The sequence below is a fragment of the Sphingopyxis sp. LARHCG72 genome, assembly GCF_052871675.1.
Genome location: NZ_JBIXJU010000003.1, coordinates 336,432 through 354,030, shown reverse-complemented (window position 1 = coordinate 354,030; position 17,599 = coordinate 336,432). Strand labels below are relative to the sequence as shown.

Here is a 17,599-nt window from a genome sequence, read left to right as displayed (position 1 = left end):
TTGTTGCGAATTATTCGCGTGAAAGTCCGCGCGCGATAGCATGGGTCAAGGCATGGTCCGGACTGTCTTGCGACAGCTCCCACACCATCACGCCGCCCGCCTTTTCTGCGGCAAGGCGCGCCTTCTTCCCGATCGTCGCGGGACTGTTGTGCGTGATATAGCGGCACCCGGCGCAGAGCGTGCCAACGACGTCAGCTTTGGTCGCATTTATGCCATGTGCCGCGGCGAGCTCTCGATAGGACCAATTCGCCTTCTCGCCGCCGAATCCATAGCCGTAGAAAGGGACCCCGAGCACGAGCCGCTCGCGCGTGACCCCGCGCGCCAGCCACAGGTCAAGGTCGCGCGCCGCCATGGCATAGCTGCTATGTTCGGCGCCGGCCGGGCCCCAGCTCGGGCCGATCGCGTCATAGGACATGACGTTGACGAGGTCGAAATAGGGGATCGAGCTGACCGGGATCATCCCGCCCTCATAGGATGCGGTGGCGCAGGTCAACAGCTTGCCGCGGACTTTCATCGCCTTCGAGAGCGCCGCTATGAACGGCGTATAGTCCTCAGCACGGTCGATGTCGGTGAGCAGCTGCCCCTCGATGTCGATATCGACCCCGTCCAGGCCCAGCGTATCGGCGAGTTCGACGAGCGCAGCGACCGTCGCCGCGCGGCGGTCGGGCGCAAGCAAGGCCTTCCAGTCGCCCGAACAGCCGGGGATCACGCCGCCCGCCGTCGAGATCAGCACCTTGGCGCCGCGCGCCTGCAACCGCGCGACAGTCCTGCGCAGCGCGTCGACCGACAGGTTCGCGCCCCTCTCGTCGCCCATGCACGTCGTCCGCCCATCGCGGATAAAGCGTCCGTCGGTATCGGGGTTGGCAAAGGCCAGATTGTAATGGGTGAAGGCCGACAGGTCGGTACGCGCGATCGACAGCTCGATCCCCTTGAACGCGGCGAGATAGCCGACCACAACGGGGCGCGGCTGCTCCCCGGCGGTCGCTGTCGATGACAATACTAATGTAAAACCAATCAGGATCGACGCGATGAAGCGAAAAGCGCGAATATCTGCCATATTGTCATTTATCCTTTCAATTCCGTCGAATCCGAAAGGCGTTGACCCGCCCGCGACTGCATGACAAATTAGATACAAATTGTCGAGCGGGAGAAAAGACATGCGGGCTGCGGGTTGGATGACGATGGCAATGGTGGCGCTTGCCGCGCCGCAGGCGCTGGCAGCCGAAGCCCCGTCGCAGGCGTCGCTCGACCGTCTAGCCGACACGCTCGGCTACCGGCTCACCATGGTCGATAATGGCCCGGCGTGCCCGACCGGGATCGACGGATGTTTCCTGTCGACGATCACGCTGACGCTGCCCGAAACGCTGCAGGCCGATGTGCCGACGAAGGGACTTTCGCTCTATTTCAGCTTCGTCAACCGGCTGCCGCTCGTCGAAAGCGATATCTTCACGCACCGACTGGTGAACGGCGACGTCCAGCAACTGGTGCTCAAGCCCGGCGTTACACTGCGCCCGGGTGCGAAACATGAAATCAAGCTGTGGGGCGTTGGGTCGAACTTCTCGAAGGCGTTCGGCATGCCCAACGCCTATCTCGTTGCCGACGGACTGAAGCCGCGCACGATCACGGCGACGCGCGCGGTGATCGACCCTGAGACGGGCCTCGAAATCCTGCCCTTCGTCGCGCCGATGACCGACGAGGCACGGCTTGCGGCCAAGAGCGACGCCGACAAGACGCGCTGGCTGACCGCCGAGCGCGCTTTCGACGTGCAGGCTGGGCGGCTGGCACCCGAAGCAAAGGGCGTGGTGATCCTCCCGAAGCCTGCAAAGGCGGTGCAGGGTAAGGGAACGGTCGACCTCAGTCGTGGCATCGCGCTGTCGCTGACCGGCGTCGATCGCAGCGCTGTCGCGCCTGCATTTGCGGCGTTGGGCGTCGCTGAAACCGGCACACTGCCGCTGGCGATCCGTATCGACCCCGCCGCTGTGGCCAAGGCGGAGGGTTATATCCTCGACGCCAAGCCGTCGGGCATTGCGATCACCGCGCACGACGCGGCGGGCGCGAGCCACGCGCTGCGCTCGCTCGCGCAGCAGGCGGCGTTCGAGAGAGGAAAGCTGACCTCGCTCCGCGTCGAGGATGCCCCCGAATATGGCTTCCGCGGCCTCCACATCGACCTCGGCCGCAATTTCCATAGCCGTGACGAGATATTGAAGATCGTCGAGGCGATGGCGGCGTACAAGCTCAATAAATTGCACCTCCACCTCGCCGAGGACGAGGGATGGCGCATTGCAATCCCGGCGCTGCCCGAGCTGGCCGAAATCGGCTCGAAACGCTGCCATGATCCGTCGGAGCAGACCTGCATCCTGCCGCAGCTCGGCGCGGGTCCCGACGGAACGGGCGGCGTCAACGGCTACCTCACCACCGCCGACTATGTCGCGATCGTGAAGGCAGCAGCCGCGCGGCAGATCGAGGTTATCCCGTCGATCGACATGCCCGGCCACAGCCGCGCCGCGATCAAGGCGATGGAGGTCCGCCACGCCCGCCTGACCGCCGCGGGCAAGAAAGCCGAAGCCGAGCAATATCGCCTGATCGATCCCGCCGACACGACCGAATATCGCAGCATCCAGAATTACAGCGACAATACGCTGAACGTCTGCCTGCCCGCGACCTATCGCTTCGTCGATACCGTCGTCGACGCGCTCGCCGCCATGCACGGGGAAGCCGGCGCGCCGCTCAGGACCTTCCATCTCGGCGCCGACGAGACCGCGGGGGCGTGGGTCAAATCGCCCGCGTGCAAGGCGATGATCGCCGAGAATGGCGGCGATGCGGGCAAGCTGACCCCGCGCTTCATCGAACGCGTGACCGCCAGCCTCGCCGCCAAGGGGCTGCGCACCGGCGGCTGGAGCGACGGCATGGGCCACACCGAAACCGCGGCGATGCCGAAGGCGCCGCACCTCGTTCAGACGAACATCTGGGGCGTGCTTCACACCGGCGCGATCCGCGAGGCGCACGATCAGATGAACCGCGGCTGGGACGCGGTGCTGTCGATCCCCGACCTTGGCTATTTCGACATGCCCTATGCCCCGCACCCGGACGAGGGCGGGTACGACTGGGCGTCGCGCGGCGTCGATCCGTATCAGGTCTTCGGCTTCATGCCCGACAATCTGCCCGCCAACGCCGCGACGATCCGCAACATCCGTGCCGAGGGCAAGGCGATCGAGGACAAGCCTGTTCTTCAGCCGGGCCACCGGGTCGCGGGGTTGCAAGGCCAGTTGTGGAGCGAGACGATCCGCACCGACGCGCAGGTCGACTATATGCTCTTCCCGCGCCTGCTCGCGCTCGCCGAACGCGCATGGGCGCCGGCGCCGTGGACCCCGGCGTATCAGGCGGGCGCCAGCTATGAATGGGGTGACAAGCGTGTCGATGCGGCCAAGCTCAAAGCGGGCTGGCAGGATTTTGCGGGACGCACCGCGGCGCAATTCCCGATGCTGGAGAAGATCGGGGTCGCTTATCGCGTCGCACCGCCGGGGGCGCGGATCGCGAACGGCAAGCTCGAGGCGAACAGCATGTTCCCCGGCACCGCGATCGAATATCGTGTCGAGGGCGGCGCGTGGACGCGCTATGCCGGGCCGGTGGCGGTCAGCAGCGCGGTCGATCTGCGCAGCCGCTCCGCCGACGGCAAGCGCGCCAGCCGGACGGTTCGGGTCGAACCGGCCCGGTAGGGGCAGGGGAGGTCGCGTGAACGGGGCATTGGACGAACTCGACGGGAACGACGTCGCCGCAATCACGCGCGCGGTCGAGACTGCCGACCGCCCCGTCATCATTCGCGGCATCGCGGCGGACTGGCCTGCGGTTGCCGCGGCGCGCAAGGGCGACGAGGCGATCGCCGCCTATTTGTCCGCGCGCGACAACGGCAGGCCGCTGACCGTCCTCGTCGGCCCGCCCGAGACCGGCGGCCGCTATTTCTATTCGGACGACATGCGCGGGGTAAATTTCCGCAGCGAGACAATGCCGATGGCGACCCTTGTCGCGCAATTGCTCGCGCTGCGCGGTATGGCCGATGCACCGAGCCTCTACGCCGGATCGACCCCGACGGCCGAAAGCGTCGCGAGCTTCGCGGCCGAAAATCCGCTGCCCGTCGACACCGGCGTGACCCCGCGCATCTGGGTCGGCAACACCAGCCGCATTGCACCGCATTACGACATGGCGGCGAACATCGCGGTCGTCGTCGCGGGCCGGCGGCGCTTCACCCTGTTCCCGCCCGATCAGATCGCGAACCTCTATGTCGGGCCGGTCGAACGCACGATTGCCGGACAACCGACGAGCATGGTCGATCCCGACCACCCCGATTATGCGCGCTACCCGCTTTATGCCGAGGCCGAGCAGCGCAAGCTGGTCGCCCACCTCGCGCCCGGCGACGCCATCTACATGCCGCCGATGTGGTGGCACCATGTCCGGTCCGATGGCGCGCTCAATGTGCTGGTGAATTACTGGTTCGGGCAGCGGCAGGACCGTTTTCCTTTCGCCGCGCTGATGCTCGCGATGCATTCGATCCGCGAACTGCCCGACAGCGAACGCGCGGCATGGCGCACCTGGTTCGACCATTATGTCTTCGGCGAGGGCGCGAGGGGCGCGGTCGATCACCTGCCGCCGCACGCGCAGGGCGTGCTCGGCCCGCCGTCACCGCAGCGCGACCGGATGATCATCGACTATGTCGTCGGCTTTTGCCGCAGCGGCGGGAGCGGCTAGGCGGCCTTCATCCACACGACGAGCGCAAAGCGTGTCGCGCGCGCGGGCAAGGTGCGGTGCGGGGTGAAGCGGTCGAGGAACAGCACCGTCCCTGCCGGGCATGCGGGCTGCACGCGCGGCAGGCCGGCGAGTCGCCATTCGGGGATTTCGAAGCCCTCGTCGCCCTCGCTCGCGAGCGGCGCGGGCTGGCGCTCCGCTGCAATCTCCAACCCGCCGCTTTCGGGACCGGCGTCACTCAGCGGGATCCACGCGGTCACAACGACCTTGCCGCAGCCCGTGCCGTCGTCGCGCGCGACATCGCTGTGCCACGCGTGGCGGTGCTCGGGAAAGCAGGCGATGCTGGCGCGGACGCGCGCGATCCGGCCCGCCAGCGGACGCTCGCTCAGCTCTTCGGCAGCCGCGATCAGCCGCGGATCGTTCGCCAGCGCCTGCAGCCGCGCGCCGCGATGCGCGTCGGTGCAGACCGCAACGCGCAGCAGGTTCGCGACGCTGCGTTCGTGCGCATAGACTTGGCCGATCCGCTCGTTCAGCGGGGCGTCGGGGCAGCTCTGATCGAAAGGCAGGTAGAGCGCGCGCGAGACGCGATTGATATGCTCGGCGACATCGTCTGCGGCCGCGCGGACCAGTCCGGGATCGAACAGCGGCACCGCGGCATATCCCTGCTCGGCGAACAGTGTCCCGGCGCTCATCGGGCGCGCCCGAACAGCGTGATCGTCGGCCACTCGCCGCCCGTCTCGACCGCAGCCTCGATGCCATAGACCGCGCGCAACCGCTCGGCGGTCAGCACCTCGGCGGGCGTCCCGTCGGCGACGATCCGCCCGCCGTCGATCAGCAGCAGCCGATCACAATAACGCGCCGCGAGCGTCAGGTCGTGCAGCACCGCGATCACCAGCGCGCCGCCCGCCGCTTCGGCGCGCAGCATGTCCATCACGTCGATCTGGTGTCCCGGATCGAGGCTAGCGAGCGGTTCGTCGGCGATCAGCGCGGGCGCCTCGACCGCCAGCGCGCGCGCGAACAGCACGCGCGCTCGCTCGCCGCCCGACAATTCGGTCGCGATCCGGTCGCGCAGGTCGAGCACGTCGGCGCGCGCCATCGCGCGCTCGATCGCCGCCGTATCGGCGCCCGAAATCCGCGACATGGGGGCAAGGTGCGGTAACCGCCCCAGCCCGACGAGCCGTTCGACCGTCAGCGGCCAGTGCAAGGTCTGCCCCTGCGGAACATAGGCGATCCGCCGCGCGAGGTCGGCGCGCGGCATCGCGGCGGCGTCGACGCCTTCGACGCGTACCGTGCCGGTCGCCGGCACCAGCGCGAGCATCGCGCGCGCCAGCGTCGACTTGCCCGCGCCATTGGGGCCGACGATCCCGGTCAGCGTGCCGGCGCCGAATGCGGCGCTGACATCGTGCACGACCGCGCGGCGGCCGAGCGTGACGCTGACATGATCGAGGGTGATGCTCACCATATCCGTCGCTCCCGCATCAGGTGGACAAGGAAGACCGGTACGCCGAGGAAGGCGGTGACGACGCCCAGCTTGAGCTCGTTCGTCGTCGGGATGATCCGCACGCCGAGGTCGGCGAGCGTCAGCAGCGCCGCGCCGCCGATCGCCGAGGGCAGCAGAATCGCCGACGGACTGCGGTCGGTGAGCGGGCGGATCAGGTGCGGCACGATCAGCCCGACGAAGCCGATCGCCCCCGCCACCGCGACCGCGCCGCCGACGCCGATCGCCGTGCCGACGAGCAGGCGGAGCCGCGTGCGCCGCAGGTCGGTGCCGAGCGCTTGCGCCGCGTCCTCGCCCAGCGTCAGCGCATCGAGCGCGCGGCCGTTCCAGAGCAGCATCGCGGTACCGATCGCGATGCACGGGAGCGCGATCCACACATGGTCGAACGACCGGTTCTCGAGGCTGCCGAGCAGCCAGGTCATGATCTCCATCGCCGCAAACGGGTTCGGCGACAGGTTGAGCGCAAGGCTCGTCCCCGCGACCGCGAGCGTGCCCACCGCGATCCCCGCGAGGATCAAGGTCAACGGGCTTTCGGCCTTGCCTGCGAGCACGAACAGCAAGGCGAGCGACACGAGCGCGCCGCCGGTCGCGAGCAAAGGCAGTACCACGGGATGAATTTCAGCCAGCCCGAAATAGATCGCCGCGACGCCGCCGAGCGCCGCCGCGTTCGAGGTGCCGAGAACCGAAGGTTCGGCGAGCGGGTTGCGCAGATAGCCCTGCAGGGCGGCGCCCGCGAGCCCGAGCATCGCGCCAACGGCGAGCGCGAGCAGCGTGCGCGGCAGGCGCAGGTCGAAGAGGATGACGCTGGCAACCTTGTCGCCGTCGCCCGTCGCCGCGGCGATCAACCGCGCGACCGACAGATCGACCGCACCGAACAGCAGCGACGCGGTCGCGGCGGCCAGTGTCAGCGCCGCCAGCGCGGCGATCAGCGACCAGCGGGGCAGGGCAAGGCGGCTCATGCGCCACCCCCGTCGAACTTCGCGATCTGCGCCGCCATGCTGCGCGCGGCCTGCGTATAGGCGGGGCTGCCGCACACGGTCCACGCCTGCGGGACGCTGATGCGCGGGATATCCTTCAATGCCGGATGGTGCAGCATTTCGCTCCCCTGGTCGGTGACTTTGTCGGTCGCGCTCTCGACGATCAGATAGTCGGGCCGGGCCGCAACCATTTCCTCAAGGCTCAATTGCGACAACGGCGGCTTGCCGAGCTTTCCGGCAAGATTGACGAGCCCGACGCGCGTCATCAGCTCGTCGATCAGCGTGCCGGTCCCGGTCATATAGCCGCGGCGCTGATAATAGGCGGCGACGCGGCCCTTGCCGGGCTTGGACAAGCCCGCGAGCTCGCCTTGCATCCGCGCAATCAGCGCATCGCCGCGCGCGGGATGGCCGACGGCGACGGCGGTCTTGCGGATCGACGCATAGATTTCATCGAGCGTGTTTGCGGTGTCGAGGTCGAGAAGTGGATAGCTCTGCTCAGGCAGCGCCCGAAGCGCCGCGCTGCGGCTCGCAGGCATGCCGACGATCAGGTCGGGTTCGATCGCCAATATCTGCTCGGCTGAATTGCTGAGCAGCGGGATGCCGTGCGCCTTCTCCGCCTCGCCCGACATTTCGATATCGGTGGCGTTTTTCGTCAGCCCCGCGATCTGGCCGTGATCGGCGAGCGCAAGTACGAGCTGGTCGGCGCACAGGTTGATCGACACGATGCGCTGCGGAAGCGCGGGCGCTTTGGCTGGCGCGGCGGGGGACGCCGCCCACAAGAGCCCCGCGCCGCCCGACAGCGCGCCAAGCGCTATAAGGACGCGGCGGGCCATCAGAACTCGATTCCCCGCTGCGCCTTCACATTCTGCTCGCGGAACGGATGCTTCACCTGCGCCATTTCGGTGACGAGGTCGGCCGCGTCGATCAGTTCCTGCGGGGCGTTGCGGCCGGTGACGATGAAATGCGTCATATGCGGTTTGCCCTCGATGGCTTCCAGCACCTCACCCACCGGCAGATAGTCATAGCGCAGCACGATGTTGAGTTCGTCGGCGATCACCATCGCATAGGAGGGGTCGGCGATCATCCGCTTCACCTCTTCCCACGCTTCCCGCGCGACCGCGATGTCACGCGTCCGGTCCTGCGTGTCCCAGGTAAAGCCTTCGCCCATCGGCTTGAACTCGATCAGGTCGGGGAAGCGATCGAACACGGCTTTCTCGCCCGTCGCCATCGCGCCCTTTACGAACTGGACGACACCGACTTTCATGTCGTGACCGATTGCGCGGATGGCCATGCCGAGCGCGGCGGAGGTCTTGCCCTTGCCGGGGCCGGTGTGGACGATCACCAGACCCTTTTCGACGGTCTTCGCCGCGACCTTCCTGTTCTGCGCGGCCTGGATCTTCTTCATCTTCGCCGTGTGCTCGGCGTCGGTGCGCGCCTTCATCAGAAACGCGCCCGCACGCCGCCATAGGCGGCCCGGCCATAGGTGCCGTAGCCCGCCGCGGTTGCGTAATCGGCGTCGAACAGATTGTCGACGCGGCCGTAAATCTCGAAATGGCCACCCACGGGGAAGGACGCGCGAATACCGGCGAGCGCATAGCCGTCGAGCGGCACATTGTTCGCGGCATCGTCGAAACTGTCGCCGGCCAGCGTCAGCGTCGCGCCGGTCGACAGGCCGAACGACCAGTCATAATCGGCCGACAGGCTGACCGCGTGCGCGGCACGGCGGGGCAGGCGCTTGCCGTCGAACGCCGGGCGCCCCGACCGGTCGCGTGCGTCGATATAGCTGTACGATGCGGTGACGTTCAGCGCATCGACGGGCTTCAGTGCCAGCGTCGCCTCGATCCCCTTGGCGCGCGTGCGGTCGATATTGCCATAGGTGAAGGTCGCATTGTCGTAATTGATCTGGTCGTTCGTGTTGCGCAGGAACGCGGTCAGCGAAACGAGCGCGCGGCCGTTTGCAAGACTTTGGTCGATGCCGATATCATAGCTTTTCGACCGTTCGGGGCGGAGCGCAGCATTGCCGCTGAACGCGTCGTAAAGCTGGTAGAGCGACGGTGCCTTGAACCCTTCGCCATAGCTCAGGCGGACATTGGTCGCGCCCGCGTTCGGCGAATAATTGGCGTTGGCGCCGAATGTCGTCGCGCCGCCGAACTGGCTGTGATCGTCGTGGCGAATGCCGCCGGTCAATGACAGGCCAGTGAATGGTTGGACGATCCCCAGCGCATAGACGCTGTCGATATTGGCCTTCTGGCTGTCGGTCGATCCAAAGCCGAAGAAATCATAATCGGGGCGCTCATGCTCATATCCGAAGATCAGCTTCGCTTGGCTGGCCGGCGTCACGACGCCCTGATATTCAAAACGCAGATTGGTGCCCGAATAGCCGTAATCGGGCGCGGTCCCGCGCACGAAATAATAGTCGCGCTCGTTGCGCATCCACGTCACCGCCGCGCGGCTGGTGAAATTGCCGTCGAACAGGGCGAGGTTCACCCCGGCATAGCCGATATATTGGTCGAGCTTGGCGACGTCGGCGCTGTCGGCTGGCGCGCCGAAGAAACTGTCATAATCGAGGTCGGCGTTGATGTAATAGCCGCGCAGATCAAGGCTCAGCGCATCGCTGAATGCGACCTTCAGCCGCGCGTTACCGGCGAAATTCTTGTATCCGTCCTTCTCGGTCCCGACGGCGGCCGACGAAATGCCGTCGGTGCGGAAATAGGCGCCGCCGATCCCGCCCGAAATCGCCCCGGCGGTGCCCGACACATCCGCCTTGGCATTGACCGTATCGCTATAGCCATATTCGGCCGAAGCGTTCGCCGCGAAGCCTTCGGCCGGCGTCGCGGTCATCAGGCTGACGACGCCGCCGATCGCCTGACTGCCGTGTACGACCGAATTGGATCCGCGCAGTATTTCGATCCGGTTGATGTTACCGGTCAGCAGGTGGCCGAAATCATATCCGTCGCCGATGCCGCTCGGATCGTTGACCTTCACCCCGTCGATCAGCACCAAGGTCTGCGTCGTCTCCGCGCCGCGAAGCGACACGCCGGTCACCGAGCCGGTCCCACCCGTGCGGCTGAAGCGCACGCCGGGCGTCGTTACCAGCAGGTCGACGACGTTGATCGTCTGACGCTTTTCGATCGTGTCGGCGTCGAGGATCGTGATCGCCTGTCCGACTTCGTCGCGCGATTGCTCGACGCCCGATGCAGTGACCACGATATCGTCGCGGTCGTTATCGGCGGTTTCGGCGAAAGCCGGCGTCGCTGCGGTCAGCGCGATCAGGGAAATGCTCGCAAATTTCAACATGGGAAAGCCCCCGACGCCGGCAACGAAGGGCGGAGCCTGTCGATACGCGGACGCGATCGACCGATGCCGGCATCGCAAGTGGCGTAACGCCTGCGGCACCGGCACCGAGGCGGCTCCGGCCGCCTGGTCGTCGCTCGACGGAAACCTCCGTGCCGCGGCCTTTCCCTGGACCTTGGCATTGAGCGACCCACGCCGGCAGGTCTCCTGGCTCGCGGGTCAGGGCTCGATGCACGCCTTCCCAGGTGACCCCAGTGGCTGATCCGAAAATCCGGACCGGTGCATCTCGCTCGCCGCTTACAGTTGCAGGGACAGCCTCGGCTTTCAGGGTTCAGGACGAACCCCTTCACCGCGTTCCCGTTTTAAGCCCTTTCGGGCACCGGCGCGATCATGCGCGGGGCAACCCCGCACGCGCCGCCCATAGCGGAATGGCGGTTTTGCGCAATGCCTATTGCCGCTCGACGATCATCGCCGCGCCGACCCCCATCGCGCCGGTCAGCACGACGAGCCCGTATCGGCCGCCGCACGCGTCGAGAGCGTCGAGCAGCGTCGATGTCAGAATCGCGCCGCTCGCACCCATCGGATGCCCCTTGGCAAGGTGTCCGCCCGACACGTTGATGCGCGCCGGGTCGGCGCCCCGGTCGCGGTGGAATTTGGCGATGGTGACCGCGAAAGCTTCCATGAACTCGATCCGGTCGATGTCGTCCAGCGCCAGTCCGGCGCGCGTCAGCACCTTGTCCATCGCTGCGAAGCCGGCGGTCAGCGACGCCGCAGGATCGCCGCCGCTCTCGGCAAAGGCGATCACGCGCGCACGCGGGGCGATGCCGAGCCCTTCGCCGCCGACGAGCGCCAACCCCGCGCCGTCGCAGATCGGCGGGGCGTGGGCGATGCTGTGCAGCGGCTCGAAGGTCGCGCCTTCCAGCGCCCCCGCATATTGCGCCTGCAACTCGCCGAAAGCCGCGGGCGCGGCGGCGAGCGATTCCGGGCTCGTTTGCGGCCGGATACATTCCTCGCCCGTCAGCGCGCCGGTCGTGATGCGCGACGCTTGCAGCGCCGGATCGGTTTCCGCCGCCGCGGCTTTCTGCTGCGAAGCGAGCGCGACAGCATCGAGCTCACCCCGCGTGATGCCTTCGGCGTGCGCCAGCCGGTCGGCGCCGAGCACCGGCGGCACGAAGCGCGCGCGCGGCGGCAATTCGTCATTGGTGTAGAAACCTGCGCGGTCGCCGAGGAAGTGGCTTGCGCTCATCGACTCGACCCCGCCCGCGAGGATATGCGTCGCTTCGCCGCTTGCGACCTTTGCAACGGCTTGACCGATCGCCGACAGCCCCGACGCGCAATAATTGTTGATGCTGTGCGCGGCGGTGTGGTCGGGCAGGCCCGCGTGCAGCTTCGACACCAGCGCGATATGCCCGCCCTGCGCACCCGCTTGCGTCACGCAGCCGAGCAGCAGCGCATCGGGCGTCGCCGCGATGTCACCGCAGCGCGCAGCGAGTGCCGCCGCTTGGCTACGCACCAGCTCCTGCGGGCTCAGCGCCGCAAGCCCGCCGTCGGGCCGCGCCTTGCCGCGCGGCGTGCGCACGGCGTCGTACAGATAGACGGGATGCGGCAAGTCAGGTGCCGACCACGAAGCTGACCGCCGTCGTCGCGCTGCCACCGACGTTGAAGGTCGCGAAGTTGCGCGCGCCCTCGACCTGATAGTCGCCCGCGTTTCCGGTGACCTGCCGCCAGCTGTCGAGGAGCATGCGCACCCCGGTGGCACCCACAGGGTGCCCCAGTCCGATGAGGCCGCCCGACGGGTTCACCGGCAGCTTGCCGCCGAGCGCGATCGTCCCATCCTCGACCGCGCGCCAGCTTTCGCCGGGCTTGGTGATGCCGAAATGGTCGATCGCCATATATTCGGTGATCGAGAAACAGTCGTGCACCTCGACCCCGTCGCACGCGTAGATGTCGGGCATCTCCGCACGGCGCAGCGCGTCCATCATCGCCTTGCGCACGCTCGGGAAGACATAGTCGCCGCCGCGGCTGTCCGCGACCTTGGTCGAATAGAGCAGGGGGGCGGTGGCATGGCCCCAGCCCTTGATGCGCGGAAGGCTGTCGATGGGGATGCCGCGGCGTTTGGCATAAGCCTCGGCCACCTCGCGCGAGGCGAGGAAGATGGCGGCGGCGCCGTCGGTGACCTGACCGCAATCGGACTTGCGAAGCGACCCCTCGATCAGCGGATTGACCTCGTCATTCTCGGCCAGATGGTCGTCGGTGATCGCCCAGCCGCGCGTCTGCGAGTTGGGGTTCTTTTTCGCATTGGCAAAATTGTTCGCCGAAATAGCGCGCAGATGCGCGCGGTCGAGCCCGAAGCGTTCCTCATATTCCTCGGCGACACGCGCGAACATGTATGGCCAGAGGTAACGCGCTTCCTGCGCCTCACGCCCCGCCCAGGCGGCGGCGCCGAGATATTCGGCGGCGCGCTGGCCGGGGACGTTGCGCATCAGCTCGATGCCGAGCACGAGCGCGAGGCCGTAGCGTTCGGCCTCGATCTCGGCGGCGGCGGCGAGGATCGCGATGCTGCCCGACGCACAGGCCGCTTCGTGCCGCGACGCGGGGATGCCCGCGAGATCGGGGTGGACGTGGCCGAAGAAGCCGCCGAGCTGGCCCTGTCCCGCGAACAGCTCGCCGACGAAATTGCCGACATGCGCGGTCTCGATCTCTTTGGGCTCGATGCCCGTCGCGACGAACGCCGCTTCGGCGACGTCGCGGAACAGCTCGAACAAGCCGCCGCCCTCGCGTTCGAGATTGCGCGCAAAATCGCTCTGCGCGCCGCCGAGGATGAAGACGTCCTTTGCCATGTCAGGCTTCCTTTTCGAGAGTGGCGAGCGCCATTTCGCGCACTTCGCTGCGCATCACCTTGTTGGTGACGTTGCGCGGCAGCGCGTCGAAGCGGAACAGGCGTTCGGGCAGTTTGAACACCGCGAGATCCTTTTCACGGAGATAGTCGGCGACCTCGCCGATCCCCACATCGTCCGGCCCGCGCGGGACATAGGCGAGGCCGATGCGTTCGCCCATCGTGAGGTCGGGGAGCGAGAAGACGCACGCCTCGGCAAGCAAAGGATGGCCGCCGAGCAACTGGTCGATCTCCTCGGGCGAGATGTTGACCCCGCCACGGATGATCAGATCCTTGCAGCGCCCGACGAAGCGGTAGAAATCGCCCCCCTCGGCGATCTCGAACAGGTCGCCGGTGCGGAACCAGCCGTCGTCGGTGAAGGCTTCGGCGGTGCGATCGGGGGCGTTGTGATAACCCTCGAACAGCGTTGGCCCGCGGATCTGGAGCTCGCCCGACACGCCGTCTTCCTCGATCGGGTCGCCGCCGCCGGGTGATACGAGCCGGCTTTCGATATTGGGTGCGCGGCCCTCGCCATAGGGGCGCTGATAGGTGCCGCGGCGCGGGAACAGGCTCGCGCGCTTGTCGGGGTCAGGCATGTCGCCTTCGCCGGTGATGAAGCTCATCCCCTCGTTCGATCCGAAGACGTTGACGATGATGATGCCCAGCTTCTCTTGGAAACCGCGCACCATCGCGGGGGCGAGCGGCGCCGAGCCTGAAGCGATGACGCGCAGGCTGGAGAGATCGACGGACGCGAGCAAAGCCTCATTTTGTAGCAGCATGTTGAGTACGGCGGGCGGCGCGATCGTCAGGCTCGGCCGTTCGGTCGCGATCTGCTTGAGATAGACGGCGGGATCGAAGGGATGGTGGAGCACCATCGTCCCCGCGCTGGTCAGCCAGCACATGGTGATGCCCCCGATGCTCGCCATGTTGATCAGCGGGAAGGGGTTGAGCAGGATGTCGCCCGGCCCGACCTTCATCGCCTCGTAACCCGCCCCCGCGACGGCGATCCAGTGATTGTGGCTGCGCGGCACGCCCTTGGGCACGCCGGTGGTGCCCGAGGTCCAGCAGATGGTGAAGATATCGTCGGCGTCGACCGGGTTCGCGGCAACATGCGCGGCGAGGGTTCGCTCGTCACCCCGAACAGTCGACAGGTCGAGTGCGCCGGCGGGCGGGTTCGGGCCGAAGGTCATCAGCCGGACACCGTCCAGCAGCGGCTGCACAACGCCGACATGGTCGCAGCCCTTCACCTGCGTCGCGCAGACGAAGGCCTTGGGCTCGACCACGCCGATCATGCCCTTCAGCTCATGGCTGCGATATTGCACCGCCGCGGGGCTGACGATCGCACCGATCTGCGCGGCGGCGAAATAGAGCGCGACGAATTCGCTGATGTTGGGCAACTGGACGAGCAGCACATCGTCCTTGCCGACCCCCGATTTGACCAGCGCGCCCGCGAGCCGGTCGATCTCGGCTTCAAGTTCGGCGTAGGTCAGCCGTCGCGGCTCGCCGAACGCGAAGTCCGCGCGATTGGGCGCATCGACCAGCGCCAGCCGGTCGGGGTGCGCCACCGCGTTGGCGAAGAACAGGTCGGCAAAGCTCTTGTCGCCCCACCAGCCGCTGTCCCGATGCTGTCGCCGTTTATCCTCTCCCGCGGCGATCATCTCAGGCGGCCAGCACGCTGTTGGCACCCATGCCGATGTCGTCGCCCGACGCCCAGACGGTATGCGTTCCCGAACAGATGCGTTCGGGCAGGATGATCCGGCACACCGGCCCCGCCGCAATGTTTTTCGCGTCGATCAGCACGCATTCGGAGCGGTCGGTTTCGAGGTCGGCGATAAAGGAGACGAGATAGCCGTCATCCTCGTCCTTCGCATCGATGCGCGGCGCAAAGGGCGCTTCGCTGCCGAAGCGGCCGGGACCGAATTCATATTCCTCGCTCGTTCCGGCATTCAGGTCGTGCTTCACCAGCCCGCGGAACAGGAACCAGCCCGGCTCGGGGATCGCGCTATACGCGTAGCGATAGGGTTTGCCCGCATAGCGGTGGTTGAACATGCCGAATTCGAGGTCGCGATCGTCGAGCCGCTCTTCCTTCGTTTCGCCGGTCTTGAGGTTGAAGCGCCAGCGATGGAGGCGCGGCTTGAGCAGCCCCTGATCGAGATAGGCCATCATCCGTTCGAGCCCCTCGGGCGCGTTCGGATAGGATTTCGGCATCGGCTCTTCCTGATAATAGCCGTCGAGGATGATCTCGTCGCCTTCCTCCCACGCGTTGAGCCAGTGGAGCGTATAGGTCGGCTCGGCCTCGAACCAGCGGATATCTTCGGGCTGGCCGTGGCGCGGGATGATCGCGAAGCGCGTCTTTTCGTCGGGGTGGAACTGGACGACGTGCAGATTCCGCTCGAGCAGTTCCTCGTTCCAATAGAGCGGCATGTCGTTGAGGATTGTGTAATTCTTGGTGAACGCCATGTCGTGCGGCAGTCGCGGCCCGGCGAGCGGGACTGGGATATAATGCTTCAGCTTATTGTCCGCGCCGACGACACCGTAGTGCATGTAGGGCGCATGCTTCGAGTAATTGAAGAACATCAGCTCGCCGGTCGCGAGGTCGACTTTGCAATGCGCCGAAATGCCGTCGAGCGGCACCCAGCTCTCAGTGCCGAACTGTTCGAGCGTGAACGGGTCGAGCCGGTAGGCTTCGCCGCACTGGTAGAAGGTAGAGATGATCCTGCCCGCGTGGATCGCGACGTCGGTCGAGCTTGAATCCTTCAGCCATTCCTGCGCGCCCCAGCCGTGGCGCGTCGACTTGTGCGGGGGCTCCATCAGCCCCGCCCAGAGCGAGCGACCGGCTTCCTTTTCGGCCTCGAACCCCTTGGTGCGCACGAAACGGCTGCGATAGCTCGCTCGGCCGTCCTTGAAGCTGATCGAATGGATGAAACCGTCGCCGTCGAAGGGGTGGTAGCGCCCGATCGGCTCGTGGATCTGGTTTTCGCCGGTGCGCACATAGACGCCGTTGATATCGGTCGGGATATTGCCGATTACCTCGGCATCGCCGTTCGCGAAGATCGCGTTCCATTCATTGTAGGTCGGGCGCCAGGCGCCCTTCATATAGGGATGGTCGTTCGGCTGAATCGTCGTCTCGATCGTGTCGACAAGCTGGGCGGTCATGCGATGACTCCTTCGGCAGGGGCAAAGCGCGGCCTCGCGGCGGCCGCATCATATTCTTTCACAAGGCGGTCGACGATGACGGCGACGGGTTCGACGCCGCGCACCGCGCCGACGCCTTGTCCGGCGGACCAGACATTCTTCCACGCTTTCGCGTCGCCCTGCGCGTCCGAGAAATTGGGGCGCTTGTCCTCGGGCATGTTCGCGGGGTCGTAACCCGCCGCAACCAGGCTCGATTTCAACCAGTTGGCGGTCACCCCCGTGATGCCCTTTGAAGGGATGATGTCCTCGGCGCCCGCCGCGACGACCATATCCTTATAGGGCTGCACCGCCATGCTTTCGGTGCAGGCGATGAGCGACGTGCCGAGATAGGCGAAGTCGGCGCCGAGGATTTCTGCCGCGCGCACGGCATGACCCGTCGAGATCGCGCCGCCGAGCACGAGCGGCCCGTCCCAGAATTGCCGGACCTCCTCGACGAAGGCGAAACCCGCGGTCGCGCCAGTATGGCCGCCCGCGCCCGCGGCGACGAGTACCAGCCCGTCGACGCCCGCAGCCGCGGCCTTCCGCGCAAAGCCGACCGAATTGACGTCGGCAAAGACCAGGCCGCCATAGCTATGAATTTCCTCGACCACGCGCGCCGGGCTGCCGAGCGCGGTAATCACGAGCGGCACCTTGTGGCGCACGACGCAGGCGAGGTCTTCGGGCAGGCGGCTGTTCGACGGATGGACGACCAGGTTGACCGCCCACGGCGCAGCGTCGGGATCGTTCGACAGCGCGGCGTCTATCCGGCTGACCCAATCCTCCAGGTCGGCGGCGGTGCGCGCATTGGGGGCGGGGAAACTGCCGATCACGCCGGCGCGCGAGGCGGCGATCACCATCTCGGGCCCAGAGACGAGGAACATCGGCGCCGCGATCGCGGGCAGGCGCAAATTGCGCGTCAGCGCTGGTGGAAGGCCGTGTCCCGGCAAGGTCAATCCTCTCATAAATTATCTGACTTGCATAACGATACTTAAAGCCTTTATGAGTCGCAAGGCAAGAAAAACATCGCGGGCGGTGGTCGCC

At 66.6% G+C, this 17,599-nt stretch carries 14 protein-coding genes and 1 riboswitch; of the genes, 2 read left to right on the top strand and 12 right to left on the bottom strand.

The features are described 5' to 3' along the window. Positions 1-10: 10 nt before the first annotated feature. On the bottom strand, positions 11-1,057 hold the full coding sequence (locus ACIPPQ_RS09380) for a glycosyl hydrolase family 18 protein (protein WP_446543844.1): 1,047 nt from the start codon (positions 1,055-1,057) through the stop codon (positions 11-13). Positions 1,058-1,157: 100 nt separating this feature from the next. Between ACIPPQ_RS09380 and ACIPPQ_RS09375 the strand changes: the two genes are divergently transcribed. Then, complete coding sequence (locus tag ACIPPQ_RS09375; RefSeq protein ID WP_446543843.1) at positions 1,158-3,716, top strand: family 20 glycosylhydrolase; 2,559 nt, start codon at positions 1,158-1,160, stop codon at positions 3,714-3,716. Positions 3,717-3,732: 16 nt separating this feature from the next. Next, positions 3,733-4,743: a cupin-like domain-containing protein gene (locus ACIPPQ_RS09370; protein ID WP_446543842.1), complete on the top strand. Its 1,011-nt coding sequence runs from the start codon at positions 3,733-3,735 to the stop codon at positions 4,741-4,743. Here the strand turns inward: ACIPPQ_RS09370 and ACIPPQ_RS09365 are convergent. From ACIPPQ_RS09365 to ACIPPQ_RS09315, 11 genes are all read right to left on the bottom strand, one after another. Continuing rightward, positions 4,740-5,432, bottom strand: a complete 693-nt coding sequence (locus ACIPPQ_RS09365) for a hypothetical protein (RefSeq protein WP_446543841.1) — start codon at positions 5,430-5,432, stop codon at positions 4,740-4,742. The genes ACIPPQ_RS09370 and ACIPPQ_RS09365 overlap by 4 nt on opposite strands. After that, positions 5,429-6,202 (bottom strand): ABC transporter ATP-binding protein, encoded by a 774-nt coding sequence (locus ACIPPQ_RS09360; RefSeq protein ID WP_446543840.1) that lies wholly within the window; start codon positions 6,200-6,202, stop codon positions 5,429-5,431. The genes ACIPPQ_RS09365 and ACIPPQ_RS09360 overlap by 4 nt, the downstream gene beginning before the upstream one ends. Then, positions 6,196-7,197 carry a FecCD family ABC transporter permease gene (locus tag ACIPPQ_RS09355; RefSeq protein WP_446543839.1) on the bottom strand — a complete coding sequence of 334 codons (1,002 nt, stop codon included), beginning with the start codon at positions 7,195-7,197 and terminating at the stop codon, positions 6,196-6,198. The genes ACIPPQ_RS09360 and ACIPPQ_RS09355 overlap by 7 nt, the downstream gene beginning before the upstream one ends. Next, a complete protein-coding gene (locus ACIPPQ_RS09350; RefSeq protein ID WP_446543838.1) occupies positions 7,194-8,048 on the bottom strand; it encodes an ABC transporter substrate-binding protein in 855 nt (284 codons plus the stop codon). The genes ACIPPQ_RS09355 and ACIPPQ_RS09350 overlap by 4 nt, the downstream gene beginning before the upstream one ends. Further along, entirely contained in the window at positions 8,048-8,656 is a 609-nt protein-coding gene (cobO, locus tag ACIPPQ_RS09345) for a cob(I)yrinic acid a,c-diamide adenosyltransferase (protein ID WP_446543837.1), read from the bottom strand. Before cobO ends, ACIPPQ_RS09350 begins: the two co-directional genes overlap by 1 nt. After that, positions 8,656-10,512 carry a TonB-dependent receptor plug domain-containing protein gene (locus ACIPPQ_RS09340; RefSeq protein ID WP_446543836.1) on the bottom strand — a complete coding sequence of 619 codons (1,857 nt, stop codon included), beginning with the start codon at positions 10,510-10,512 and terminating at the stop codon, positions 8,656-8,658. Before ACIPPQ_RS09340 ends, cobO begins: the two co-directional genes overlap by 1 nt. A gap of 177 nt (positions 10,513-10,689) precedes the next feature. Beyond that, positions 10,690-10,908: riboswitch (cobalamin riboswitch) on the bottom strand. Positions 10,909-10,957: 49 nt separating this feature from the next. Continuing rightward, complete coding sequence (locus tag ACIPPQ_RS09335) at positions 10,958-12,118, bottom strand: acetyl-CoA C-acyltransferase (protein WP_446543835.1); 1,161 nt, start codon at positions 12,116-12,118, stop codon at positions 10,958-10,960. 1 nt (position 12,119) lies between these two features. After that, entirely contained in the window at positions 12,120-13,349 is a 1,230-nt protein-coding gene (locus ACIPPQ_RS09330) for an acetyl-CoA acetyltransferase (protein WP_446543834.1), read from the bottom strand. Position 13,350: 1 nt separating this feature from the next. Then, on the bottom strand, positions 13,351-15,042 hold the full coding sequence (locus tag ACIPPQ_RS09325) for a class I adenylate-forming enzyme family protein (protein ID WP_446543833.1): 1,692 nt from the start codon (positions 15,040-15,042) through the stop codon (positions 13,351-13,353). A gap of 1 nt (position 15,043) precedes the next feature. Continuing rightward, complete coding sequence (locus ACIPPQ_RS09320; protein WP_446543832.1) at positions 15,044-16,540, bottom strand: carotenoid oxygenase family protein; 1,497 nt, start codon at positions 16,538-16,540, stop codon at positions 15,044-15,046. Further along, on the bottom strand, positions 16,537-17,505 hold the full coding sequence (locus ACIPPQ_RS09315; protein WP_446543831.1) for an NAD(P)H-dependent flavin oxidoreductase: 969 nt from the start codon (positions 17,503-17,505) through the stop codon (positions 16,537-16,539). The genes ACIPPQ_RS09320 and ACIPPQ_RS09315 overlap by 4 nt, the downstream gene beginning before the upstream one ends. Positions 17,506-17,599 lie beyond the last annotated feature (94 nt).

What these genes read in the sequence shown, in the direction of transcription:
- ACIPPQ_RS09365 (WP_446543841.1), bottom strand. Translation starts at nt 5,432, where the DNA reads ATGAGCGCCGGGACACTGTTCGCCGAGCAGGGATATGCCGCGGTGCCG.
- ACIPPQ_RS09330 (WP_446543834.1), bottom strand. Translation starts at nt 13,349, where the DNA reads ATGGCAAAGGACGTCTTCATCCTCGGCGGCGCGCAGAGCGATTTTGCG.
- ACIPPQ_RS09320 (WP_446543832.1), bottom strand. Translation starts at nt 16,540, where the DNA reads ATGACCGCCCAGCTTGTCGACACGATCGAGACGACGATTCAGCCGAAC.
- ACIPPQ_RS09325 (WP_446543833.1), bottom strand. Translation starts at nt 15,042, where the DNA reads ATGATCGCCGCGGGAGAGGATAAACGGCGACAGCATCGGGACAGCGGC.
- ACIPPQ_RS09340 (WP_446543836.1), bottom strand. Translation starts at nt 10,512, where the DNA reads ATGTTGAAATTTGCGAGCATTTCCCTGATCGCGCTGACCGCAGCGACG.
- ACIPPQ_RS09355 (WP_446543839.1), bottom strand. Translation starts at nt 7,197, where the DNA reads ATGAGCCGCCTTGCCCTGCCCCGCTGGTCGCTGATCGCCGCGCTGGCG.
- ACIPPQ_RS09380 (WP_446543844.1), bottom strand. Translation starts at nt 1,057, where the DNA reads ATGGCAGATATTCGCGCTTTTCGCTTCATCGCGTCGATCCTGATTGGT.
- ACIPPQ_RS09350 (WP_446543838.1), bottom strand. Translation starts at nt 8,048, where the DNA reads ATGGCCCGCCGCGTCCTTATAGCGCTTGGCGCGCTGTCGGGCGGCGCG.
- ACIPPQ_RS09360 (WP_446543840.1), bottom strand. Translation starts at nt 6,202, where the DNA reads ATGGTGAGCATCACCCTCGATCATGTCAGCGTCACGCTCGGCCGCCGC.
- ACIPPQ_RS09375 (WP_446543843.1), top strand. Translation starts at nt 1,158, where the DNA reads ATGCGGGCTGCGGGTTGGATGACGATGGCAATGGTGGCGCTTGCCGCG.
- cobO (WP_446543837.1), bottom strand. Translation starts at nt 8,656, where the DNA reads ATGAAGGCGCGCACCGACGCCGAGCACACGGCGAAGATGAAGAAGATC.